The 11,951-nt window shown below is 44.4% G+C and carries 10 protein-coding genes; all 10 read left to right on the top strand.

The features are described 5' to 3' along the window. Positions 1–13 precede the first annotated feature (13 nt). The 10 genes from BLU47_RS02355 to galK all read left to right on the top strand — a co-directional run bounded on the left by BLU47_RS02355 (position 14) and on the right by galK (position 11,915). The gene (locus BLU47_RS02355; protein WP_143025434.1) at positions 14–1,111 is read left to right on the top strand and encodes a glycosyltransferase family protein; all 1,098 of its coding nucleotides are present in this window, start codon (positions 14–16) and stop codon (positions 1,109–1,111) included. Positions 1,112–1,115: 4 nt separating this feature from the next. Next, positions 1,116–3,098: a fructose-1,6-bisphosphatase gene (locus BLU47_RS02350; RefSeq protein ID WP_091957895.1), complete on the top strand. Its 1,983-nt coding sequence runs from the start codon at positions 1,116–1,118 to the stop codon at positions 3,096–3,098. A gap of 4 nt (positions 3,099–3,102) precedes the next feature. Next, positions 3,103–3,495, top strand: coding sequence for a 2-amino-4-hydroxy-6-hydroxymethyldihydropteridine diphosphokinase (locus BLU47_RS02345; RefSeq protein WP_091957892.1), 393 nt, complete (start codon positions 3,103–3,105; stop codon positions 3,493–3,495). A gap of 67 nt (positions 3,496–3,562) precedes the next feature. Continuing rightward, positions 3,563–5,176, top strand: coding sequence for an ABC-F family ATP-binding cassette domain-containing protein (locus tag BLU47_RS02340; RefSeq protein WP_091957890.1), 1,614 nt, complete (start codon positions 3,563–3,565; stop codon positions 5,174–5,176). Positions 5,177–5,227: 51 nt separating this feature from the next. After that, positions 5,228–5,791: a nucleotide exchange factor GrpE gene (locus BLU47_RS02335; RefSeq protein WP_091957888.1), complete on the top strand. Its 564-nt coding sequence runs from the start codon at positions 5,228–5,230 to the stop codon at positions 5,789–5,791. Positions 5,792–5,794: 3 nt separating this feature from the next. After that, positions 5,795–6,949 (top strand): molecular chaperone DnaJ, encoded by a 1,155-nt coding sequence (dnaJ, locus tag BLU47_RS02330; protein ID WP_091957885.1) that lies wholly within the window; start codon positions 5,795–5,797, stop codon positions 6,947–6,949. 3 nt (positions 6,950–6,952) lie between these two features. Further along, the gene (locus BLU47_RS02325) at positions 6,953–8,269 is read left to right on the top strand and encodes a bifunctional folylpolyglutamate synthase/dihydrofolate synthase (RefSeq protein ID WP_091957882.1); all 1,317 of its coding nucleotides are present in this window, start codon (positions 6,953–6,955) and stop codon (positions 8,267–8,269) included. A 108-nt stretch (positions 8,270–8,377) separates the two neighbouring features. Further along, complete coding sequence (locus tag BLU47_RS02320; RefSeq protein WP_091957880.1) at positions 8,378–9,466, top strand: aldose epimerase family protein; 1,089 nt, start codon at positions 8,378–8,380, stop codon at positions 9,464–9,466. A gap of 28 nt (positions 9,467–9,494) precedes the next feature. After that, positions 9,495–10,721, top strand: a complete 1,227-nt coding sequence (locus tag BLU47_RS02315) for an MFS transporter (RefSeq protein ID WP_091957877.1) — start codon at positions 9,495–9,497, stop codon at positions 10,719–10,721. Positions 10,722–10,751: 30 nt separating this feature from the next. Then, a complete protein-coding gene (galK, locus tag BLU47_RS02310) occupies positions 10,752–11,915 on the top strand; it encodes a galactokinase (protein ID WP_091958336.1) in 1,164 nt (387 codons plus the stop codon). Positions 11,916–11,951 lie beyond the last annotated feature (36 nt).

Genomic DNA, 11,951 nt, shown 5'->3' with positions numbered 1-11,951 from the left:
ACATTTACTTGAAATGAGAATACTGCACTATAATCCATATTCTGATAGCATGGTCAACCAATATTTGAACATGCTTTGTGAGAGTATGGGTTTAGAGTGTATTAATGAGATTGTTACAGAGCCTGCCGATGTTTTGAAACGACTTCATTCAATCCATTATGATATCTTACATCTATATGGATGTTGGCACAACTCATCGTACAAAATCGTATCCCTTGCATTTAAGCATAACACACGACTGGTCATCAGCCCTTATGGACAATTAGAGCCATGGGTTGTTGAGAACCATTATTGGAAAGAAAAGCTACCTAAGCGCCTACTATACCAGCAACGTATTGTAGAGAAGGCCTATGCCGTCATCGTACACGGAAAGATGGAAGAAGATTTCATCAAGAAACAAGGATGGAACAAACGTGTCATTGTCGTGAAGAATGCGCTGATTACTCAATCAATTACCAAAGAGGAGATGACGAGACAAGTGCTACAAGTGTACCGAAAAGTCATGAGCTCTAATCAATGGGAATTGATGGATGCCGAGATGCGTGACGAGCTCTGTCAAATCATCAAGTTGGGTATTACGGGTGATGAACGATGGTTGGAAGGCGAAAGGCCAGATGTTCCTGACACTTTGGAAAAATGGCGTATTACCCTTTGTTATGCTCATCAAGAGCAGATAGAAGATACAATGTTGAAGGCTTTCAGCATTTTAAATTTCAACGTTCCTGATATCAATGTTCAACAGGTTGATTATTTCATTCCTGACGGTTATGTAACACCCCATTCCATCGAGAGTGTCATCGGCGTTAGTTTTGCCTCTGAAAATGACCGATTGCTCGCTACTTTCCGACACCTACGCAAACTAGTAACCCGTCATCAGTTGTCAATCATGCATTTGATAGAATTGGATGAAGAACTAAGAAATCATTCCTATGAAGAAGCTGCGCTTTGTGAGGAACTCAAAGACCTTCGCCTATACAAATTCGTTGCCCGAATCATGGGCGTTATGGAGCAAAAGACAGGACTTACGGAGGGAATGATGCCCATGCCGCCATTGAATGACCGTTTCACTCGACAAATAAATAAACAGATTGAAAACCACCTAAAGATATAAAACTATGAACAATACTACTGTTAATAGAGATATGCACTATTTACAGCTGCTTTCAACGTCATTTCCCACCATTGCGTTGGCAGCTACTGAAATCATCAATCTTGAAGCTATCCTAAATCTGCCAAAAGGAACAGAACATTTCCTGGCAGACCTACACGGTGAGAGTCAGGCATTCCAGCATGTTCTTAAGAATGCATCTGGTAATATTCGCCGTAAGGTGAGTGAGTTGTTCAAGGGAGACATTCGAGAAACAGAACGACGCGAGCTGTGCACACTGATTTACTATCCAGAAGAGAAATTAGAATTAATTAAAGCAGCAGAAGAGGATATCGACGACTGGTATCATATTACTATTCACCGCTTAGTGTCAGTATGTCGGGATGTCTCATCAAAATATACCCGTTCGAAGGTGCGTAAATCCCTACCCGAAGAATTCTCCTATATCATAGAGGAACTATTACATGAGCGGACAGACGATATCGACAAGGCAGCTTATGTAAACGTAATTGTTGATACAATTATCTCCACAGGACGTGCTGATGATTTTATCGTAGCCTTATGTAACGTCATCCAGCGACTTGCCATTGACCAACTGCATATTCTTGGAGACATCTTTGATCGTGGTCCTGGCGCACATATCATACTTGACACCTTACGCCAATATCACTCATGGGACATCCAGTGGGGCAATCATGATATGCTATGGATGGGAGCTGCTGCAGGGAATGATGCTTGTATATGTAATGTCCTACGACTCTCCCTGCGCTATGCCAATCTGGCAACAATAGAAGATGGATATGGCATTAATCTAGTCCCTTTGGCAACCTTCGCAATGGAGACCTACAAGGACGATCCGTGCGAGGAGTTTATCCCCAAGCTATTAAAAGGCAATGAGTTGGACGAAAAAACCATCAGACTGACTGCTCAGATGCATAAAGCCATCAGTATCATTCAGTTTAAAATGGAGTCACAAATCTATAAGCGTCGTCCATCTTGGAAAATGGATGACCGTTGCATGTTAGAATATATTGACTACAAACGCGCCATTTGTCGGATTGGGGATATGGAATATGAGATGAAATCGTGTCATTTCCCTACCGTTGACCCTTCGGATCCCAACAAACTGACTCCAGAAGAAGAGTTGCTGATGCAACGATTACACCATTCGTTCCGTGTATCAGAGAAACTGCGTAAACATATCAAGATGTTGCTTTCACATGGTTGTATGTATTCTATCTGCAACCAGAATCTGCTTTTCCATGCTTCTTGTCCGCTAAACAGCGACGGCTCTTTAAAAAAAGTGGAATTGTATGACGGTGAGTGCTTTAGTGGTATGGAACTGATGCACAACATCGGAATGTTAGTGCGTGCGGCTTTCAATACAGACACTGATAAGGAAATGCGACAATATGCACGTGACTTTTTCCTTTATTTATGGTGTGGACCAGACTCCCCACTATTTGACAAGTCGAAAATGGCTACTTTCGAACGCTACTTTCTAATTGACAAAGAGACCTATAAAGAAGAAAAGGGATACTATTTCCTGCTACGTGATTCCGAAGCAATCTGCGACCGCATACTTGATGCTTTTGGTGTTGTAGGTCCTAACCGACATATCATCAACGGACACGTTCCTGTTCATGCTTCCAAAGGTGAAAATCCCATCAAGGCGAATGGCAAGCTGATGGTTATCGACGGAGGCTTTTCTGAAGCCTATCATCATGAAACAGGTATTGCGGGATATACGTTGGTTTACCATAGCCGCGGTTTTCAACTTGTTCAGCATGAACCATTTATGAATGTCAGAGATGCTATTCAAAGAGGACAAGACATCAAGTCGACAACACAACTTGTTGAGCTGTCTGCCCATCGTATGCTTGTGGCTGATACAGACAAGGGAACTGAGCTCCGTAAACAGATTGATGATTTGCGTCAGTTGCTCTATGCCTATCGTCACGGAATCTTGAAAGAGAAGACACGAATGTAACATTATGGCACATCAGGTCATCATCGCATTGGGGTCTAACAACCGCCAGAACGCACACATTCAATGGGCATCACAACGTATGGCTTTGCTATTAGAACAAGCTTCCTTTAGCAAGGTAATGTGGACAAAGGATGTGAAAGGCAGTGATCACCTGTATATGAATCGACTGGTGGCAGGTTATACAGAACTTGCTGTAGATGACATAGAGCAGTTGTTGAAATCATATGAAGCAGAAAGCCACCGAACCCCAGACCTGATAACGATTGATCTCGATTTGATGTTATACGATGGAAAACGTTACCACCTTCGAGATTGGCCCAGACCATATATTTCATTGCTCATTCCAGAACTTCCTTTCACCGAAGAACCATTAATTGGCGCAACAAAACGCAAATAAATTTGGTTTTTCATTCATTTTGCAGTACCTTTGCAGTCGCAAAAAACAATTAAAGGTATAAGACAAGATGATAACAGTCACAAATCTGGCTATTCAGTTTGGAAAGAAGACGTTGTATAAGGACGTCAACATGAAATTTACAAGTGGTAATATTTACGGAATCATAGGTGCTAATGGCGCAGGAAAGTCAACCTTGCTACGTGCTATCAGTGGTGAACTGGAACCTAATAAGGGAACTATTGAGATGCTACCAGGCGAACGTTTGTCGGTACTGGAGCAGGACCACTTCAAATATGATGAATTTACCGTAATGAACACTGTGCTGATGGGACATCAACCACTGTGGAAGAACATGAAGGAACGCGAGGAACTTTATGCAAAAGATGAGATGACCGAAGAGGACGGCAACCGTGCTGCTGACTTAGAGATGGCTTTCGCCGAGATGAACGGTTGGGAAGCAGAAAGTGAGGCTGCTCAATTACTTCAGAACCTTGGCGTTCCCGAAGGTCAGCATTATAAACAGATGTCGGAAATCTCGAATAATGAGAAGGTTCGTGTTATGTTGGCAAAGGCTTTATTTGGACATCCAGACAACTTATTATTGGATGAGCCGACCAATGACCTTGATTTGGACACTGTTCAATGGTTAGAAGAGTATCTTAGCAATTTGGAGCAATGTGTATTGGTGGTCAGTCACGACCGCCACTTCCTGGATGCTGTTTCTACACAAACGGTTGATATTGACTTTGGAAAGGTAACGTTGTTCTCCGGAAACTATTCGTTCTGGTATGAGTCATCACAGTTGGCACTACGTCAGCAGCAGAACCAGAAAATGAAAGCAGAGGAGAAACGTAAACAGTTGGAAGAGTTTATCCGTCGCTTCTCTGCCAATGTCGCCAAGTCAAAACAGACTACTTCACGAAAGAAAATGCTGGAAAAATTAAACGTTGAGGAAATCACCCCTTCAACACGAAAATACCCAGGTATCATTTTCTCGATGGAACGTGAACCAGGAACACAGATATTAGAAGTAGAAGGATTGAAAGCCGTAGATGCAGACGGCACCGTACTTTTCGACAATGTCAGCTTTACCATTGAAAAAGGACAGAAGACCGTATTCTTGAGTCATAACCCAAAGGCAATGACGGCTCTTTTTGAGATTATCAACGGAAACCGCCCGGCTGATGCCGGCACCTACAAATGGGGGGTCACCATCACTACGGCATATCTCCCACTCGACAACACCGAGTTCTTCCAGTCAGAGATGAACCTCGTTGACTGGCTCTCACAATTCGGTACCGGTAACGAAGTCATGATGAAGTCTTTCCTGGGACGTATGCTTTTCAAGGATGAAGACATTCAGAAAAAAGTATGTGTGCTCTCCGGTGGTGAGAAGATGCGTTGTATGATAGCTCGTATGCAATTGAAAAACGCCAACTGTCTGATTCTTGACACTCCAACAAACCATTTGGACTTGGAATCCATTCAGGCTTTCAACAATAATCTCGTATCCTTTAAGGGAAATATCCTTTTCGCCTCACATGACCATGAGTTTATCAATACGGTGGCAGACCGCATCATTGAGTTGACACCGAAAGGCACCATTGACAAACTCACTACTTACGATGATTATATCTACGACGAAGAGATTAAGGCTAAAAAGGCAGAAATGTATGCTTAAACCTTTGGCACGATATTTGCTATAAGGACCTTATGACAAATACATTAAACTATGGAAGAAGAAAAGATTAATATCGAAGAAGACGAGAAGCAGATTCCTGACGCTTCTGAAGAAAAGGAAAATACGGAAGAAAACACTTCAACAGAAGTGGAAAACGAGCCTATAGACCCACTAGAGGCAGCAAAGGCAGAGATCGAAGCCCTCAAGACACAGATGCTCTATAAGACAGCGGAGTTCGACAACTATCGTAAACGTACGCTGAAAGAGAAAGCAGAACTGATTCTGAATGGTGGCGAGAAAGCCGTTAGTGCTATTCTGCCCATTATTGACGATATGGAACGTGCCATAGAAAATGGTGCTAAGACCGAAGACCCTGCCGTTCTTCGTGAAGGAATGGAACTTATTTACCATAAGATGATGAAGGCCCTTGAAGGTCTGGGCGTCAAGAAAATAGAGACTGACGGAGTTGACTTTAATACGGATATGCATGAGGCAGTCGCTATGGTACCCGGTATGGGAGACGACAAGAAAGGTAAAGTCATCGACTGCTTACAGGCTGGCTATCAACTGAACGAAAAAGTAATTCGCCACGCAAAGGTGGCTGTTGGACAATAATTTATGGCACAAAAAAGAGACTATTATGAAGTGCTGGGCGTTGACAAGAACGCCACAGAGGACCAGATAAAGAAGGCGTATCGAACCATCGCCATCAAATATCACCCAGACCGTAATCCTGGCAATAAGGAAGCTGAGGAGAAGTTTAAGGAAGCCGCAGAGGCATACGACGTTTTGCACGATCCTCAGAAACGCCAGCAATATGATCAGTTTGGCTTTTCTGGTCCTGGCATGGGTGGTTTCGGCGATTTCGGCGCTTCCATGAATATGGATGATATTTTCTCTATGTTTGGCGATATCTTTGGTGGACGTGCCGGATTTGGAGGTTTTGGTGGTAGTGGAACGCGAGGACGCCAACAGCATCGTGGTAGCGATTTAAGACTTAAGGTCCGTCTGTCTCTTGATGAGATTGCTCATGGTGTCACCAAGAAATTCAAAGTCCGCAAAGACATCACATGTTCCCATTGTCACGGAACAGGTGCTGAAGCTGGTTCTAGCAGTGAGCAGTGCCCTACATGTCATGGTTCTGGCGTTATCACACATACCACACAGAGTATTTTCGGTATGATGCAGACGCAAGGTGTATGCCCGACCTGTGGTGGTGAAGGAACTGTTATCAAGAACAAGTGTAAGCACTGTGGTGGAACGGGTGTTGAGAAAGGAGAAGAGGTTGTAGAAATCAAAATACCTGCAGGTGTTGCTGAAGGAATGGTTGTCAACGTTCCAGGCAAAGGTAATGCAGGGAAACGCAAGGGCGTGAATGGCGATATCCAAGTCTTTATAGAGGAAGAACCTAATGATACGTTTATCCGTGACGACAACGACTTGATCTACAACTTGCTTCTAGACTTCCCTACTGCTGCTTTGGGCGGTGAGGTTGAGATTCCTACAATTGAGGGATCCAAGTTGAAGGTAAAAATGGAACCAGGAACACAACCAGGCAAGACCTTACGCTTACGTGGAAAAGGATTGCCCGCCGTACAAGGATATGGACGTGGTAATGGCGATTTGGTCGTCAATGTCAGTGTATATGTACCGAAGACTCTCTCACGTGAAGAAAAATCCGCCATTGAACAGTTCCGCCAAAGCGACAACTTTAAAGGTGATGCTGCTACAAAGCACACCATTTTCCAGAAATTCAAGAATTATTTCAGTTAAGCTATGACATACCAAGAGACCTGCGACTATCTTTTTAACCAGCTCCCTATGTTCGAACGACAAGGGAAAGACGGGTATAAAGAGGGGCTAAGCAATACACTGGCTTTGGATGACCATTTCGGTCACCCTCATCGTGCATATGCTACTATTCATGTCGCAGGTACGAATGGTAAGGGAAGTGTTTCGCATACCATAGCATCTATTTTGCAAGAGTGTGGTTACACGGTCGGCCTGTATACATCTCCCCATTTGGTTGACTTCCGTGAACGGATTCGTATCAATGGAGCACCTATCAGTGAAGAGTTCGTAACAACTTTTGTGGATAATGAGCGATCATTCTTCGAACCGCTCCATCCTTCTTTCTTTGAGATAACAACAGCGATGGCTTTCTCATATTTCAAAGAGCGGAAAGTCGATATAGCCGTTATTGAAGTAGGACTTGGTGGCAGACTGGATTGCACCAATATCATCACGCCCATCTTATCTGTCATCACAAATATCAGTTTTGATCACACTCAGATGCTTGGTGACACACTCGCTAAGATTGCTGCCGAGAAAGCTGGTATTATTAAAAAAGGTGTTCCCGTCATCATCGGTGAAACAAATGAGGAAACCCGTCCTGTCTTTGAACAAAAGGCACGTGAGATGGATGCGCCAATCGTCTTTGCTGAGAATCATCCGGAGATAGACAGTGCCGAAATGACACATGACGGTGGCATGCTTTATCATACTCACTGCTTTGGAGACTTAAAGGGCGACCTTGGAGGCATCTATCAGCAAAAAAACCTAGAAACGGTCTTCCACGCTCTCTATGCACTTGCCCAAAAGGGATTTCTCTGCGAATGTAATGACGAAGTTAATAAGGCGAAGGGAATACATGAACTTTGCCATGGTATTGCCAATGTGGCAGTACACACAGGGCTTAAAGGTCGTTGGCAAACTATTCAAACCAATCCTCGCGTCGTTTGTGATACCGGCCATAATGTCGGTGGGTGGCAGTATATCAGTCAGCAACTCAAGATGGTCAAATGTAATACCATACATATTATATTCGGTATGGTAAACGATAAAGACATTGAGAGTGTGTTGGAATTGCTACCTAAAGATGCCAATTATTATTTTACGAAAGCAGACAGTCATCGTGCCCTGAGTGAAGGCGTTGTCAAAGAATTAGCAGCTCGTCACTCACTTAAGGGAGAAGCCTACCCTACTGTGTATGAGGCATATAAGGCTGCTATACAAGCAGCTTCCAGCAAGGATTTCGTATTTGTAGGAGGCAGTTCTTATGTCGTTGGCGATTTTCTAAAGAATTGCCTTTAGGTGTTTTTAACACTCTCTTAAACGTTTTTTTCTTTGTTTCTCTTGTCATTCTCGTTTTTTTTAGGTTACTTTGCAGATAGATTTCAAGTAACTTAAAACATTAACGACATGGCTAACACAACAGAAAACGTGAATTTGTGTGGTCTGAATCGTAAAGATTTCCAGACCACAGTGAATGGTAAAAAAACAGATTTATACATTCTCAAGAACCGTAAGGGTTATGAAGTGGCAGTTTCTAATTATGGTGGTGCAATCGTTGCCATCATGGTTCCCGATAAGGAAGGGAAGGTTGCTAACGTTATTCAAGGACATGCCAGCATCGAGCAACTGATGAGTGGCAAGGAACCTTATCTTTCTACATTGATTGGCCGCTGGGGCAATCGCATTTGTAAAGGACAGTTCACACTTAACGGTAAAGATTATCAATTGGCGCTTAACGATGGCCCTAACCACTTGCATGGTGGAAATGTAGGATTCAATGCTAAGGTATGGGATGCCCGACAGATGGGTCCCCGCTCATTGGCTTTACATCGGATGTCTTCTTACGGAGAGGAAGGCTTCACAGGCGAACTTAATGTCACGGTAGAGTATACTTTCACAGACGATAACGAGTTGGTTATCGAATATCTGGCTACTACGAACAAGAAGACTATCGTCAATCTGACTCATCACGCTTTCTTCAGTTTGACAGGTACTGCAGATCCTACACCAACTATCGAGGATCAGATTTGTGAGATCAATGCTGATTTCTACCTGCCGACAGATGATACTGCTATTCCTACGGGCGAGATTTTGAAAGTTTCAGGCACACCGTTTGACTTCCGTACACCGAAAGCATTCGGAAAGGATATCGACGCCGACAACGAGCAAATTAAGTTCGGACACGGATTCGACCACAACTACGTGTTGAACAAACGCGAAGAAGGCGAACTGAGCTTTGCTGCTAAAATTACTGATCCAAAGAGCGGACGCACATTAGAGTGCTATACCACAGAACCTGGTATGCAACTTTATACCGCCAACTTCGCTACAGGATACAAGGGTGCCAATGGTGCTACATTCCCCCGTAGAAGCGCCGTTTGCCTTGAGGCTCAGCACTTCCCCGATTCTCCTAACCGTCCATATTTCCCATCGGTTATTCTGAATCCCGGACAGCAATATAAGCAAAAAACCATTTATAAATTTGGTGTTGAATAAGACATCATAAAAACAATATAGAACTGTTATGTCACAACAAACTCCAAATTATACTTTTGCGCTGATTGTTGTTTTCATCGTATGTTTCCTTATTGGATTCATCACGACAATGAACAACTCCATGATTGCTTTCTGCTCTGAGGCTTTTAACTTGTCAGCGCAGCAGGGACAATATGTCAACTCTGCATTCTATGGTGCCTATCTTTTGGCAATACCATTCTCATTACTGATGAGTAAAATTGGCTACAAGGGAACTCTTATCCTCGGCCTTGCCGTCGCTGGTATTGGGTTCGTAATCAACTCTTTAGGTATCTCTGCAGCAATCTCTGCTTCAGCCAACGTTTATGCTGTATTCCTGAGCTCTATGTGTCTTGTTGCTATGGGTGTCGTCATGCTCCAGAATGTGGCAAATCCCTATGTGATGGTGTTAGGACGTCCTGAGAAGGGTGCTTTCCGTATGACCCTGTCACAGGCACTGAACTCAGTGGCAACCACCGTTGCTCCTATCTTTATCACCAGCGTGATTCTGGCCGGTGAGACACCTGCTCCAGAATTGGTTCCCGCACCCTTCATGGGCTTAGGTATTTTTACACTGCTTATCTGCCTGATTCTCGTCTTCATGAAACTTCCGAAGATTGACGAAGGCGCACAGAGCAAGGAGTACAATCAACACCCTGCCGAGAAGAGCAGCGTCTTTGCTTATCCTCATGTATGGTTAGGTGCTGTTGCTATATTTATGTATATGGGTGTTGAGATTGGTGTACCGTCCATGCTCCCCTACCGTTTCCAGAAACTGGGCATTGACAGCAGTGATGTCGTTACCAGTTATCTTGCATTCTATTGGGGCGGCATGATGGTTGGCCGTTTCGTTGGTGCAGGAATCCTAACCAAGTTCAAACCACGCGTATTGCTTTCTTCTTGTGTCAGCCTCGGTGCTCTTTGTATCCTGATGTCTCTCTTCTTTGCTGACAGTATGTTTGGCATTTGGCTGATGCTTGCTGCCGGCTTGTTCCATTCGGTTATGTGGCCGCTTATCTTTAATCTGGGATTGATGCACTTAGGCCGTCATACCAAGGCTGCATCCGGCATTATCAATACAGGTGTTATCGGTGCTGCAGTGCTGATGCCCATCATGGGTGCCGTTGTAGACTTCACAGGTGTCATTATAGCAATGTGCGTGATGTTTGTCTATTATGCATACATTTTCTGGTTCTGCAACTGGGGTAGCAACATCGGATTGAGTGATCGAAAATAAACTATTAATAACAACCAAACAACTATTATGATTGAAATTGAATATGTAAGAAGCCGTTTTATCAAACACTTTGATGGTAAGACTGGCAATGTATATGCCTCTCCTGGCCGTATTAACCTTATTGGCGAACATACCGACTATAACGGTGGATTTGTTTTCCCAGGAGCTGTCGACAAGGGTGTTGTTGCCGAGATGCGTGCCAATGGTACAGAAGATACCGTAATGGCTTATGCTATCGACTTGAAGGACCGAGTAGATTTCAAGCTTGGTGATCCTGCTGGTCCCAAGGCATCATGGGCTCGTTATATCTATGGCATTGCTTTGGAGATGAAAAAGCTGGGTGTACCCGTAAAGGGTTTCAATATCGCCTTTTCTGGCGATGTTCCCCTGGGTGCAGGTATGTCTTCAAGTGCCGCAATGGAAAGTTGTTTCGCATGTGGTTTGAACGATATATTCGGTGATAACAAGGTATCACAGTGGGATATGGTACTAGCTGGTCAGGCTACCGAGCACAACTACTGCGGTGTCAACTGCGGTATTATGGATCAGTTTGCCTCCGTCTTCGGTAAGGCTGGTTGCTTGATGCGCCTCGACTGTCGTAGCCGTGAATTCGAATATTTCCCCTTCAAGCCCGACGGCTATCGCCTGGTGCTGCTCGACTCCGTAGTGAAGCATCAGTTGGCAGGTTCGCCTTACAACGACCGCCGCAACTCCTGCGAGAATGTGGTAAAACATATTCAGGCCAAGCACCCAGAAGGCAAGTTTGAGACACTGCGAGATTGCACTTGGGAGCAGCTTGACGAGGTGCGTGCCGAGGTTGGCGAAGAGGACTACAAGCGTGCCAGATTCGTGTTGGGCGAAAAAGACCGTGTACTTGCTGTCTGCGATGCTTTGAACGAAGGCGACTACGAAAAAGTCGGTGAGATGATGTACCAGACTCACGAAGGTCTGTCGAAGGACTACGAGGTTTCTTGCGAGGAGCTCGACTACCTCAATGAAATTGCCAAGGAGAACGGCGTTACGGGTTCTCGCATCATGGGAGGCGGCTTTGGTGGTTGTACTATCAATCTCGTGCGCAACGACCTCTACGCGAAGTTCATTGCTGACGCCAAGAAGCGCTTTGCCGAGAAATACGGACACGAGCCCAAGGTGTACGACGTCGTTATTGGCGATGGTTCTCGCAAGCTCTGCTAAGCTTCCGCTATTCCGTTCGTTCTGCTGAACAGGCAG

This window comes from Prevotella sp. tc2-28 (assembly GCF_900107705.1).
GTDB lineage: Bacteria > Bacteroidota > Bacteroidia > Bacteroidales > Bacteroidaceae > Prevotella.
The sequence above is the reverse complement of the archived record's forward strand: the minus strand, read 5'-3'. Positions and strand labels throughout refer to the sequence as shown.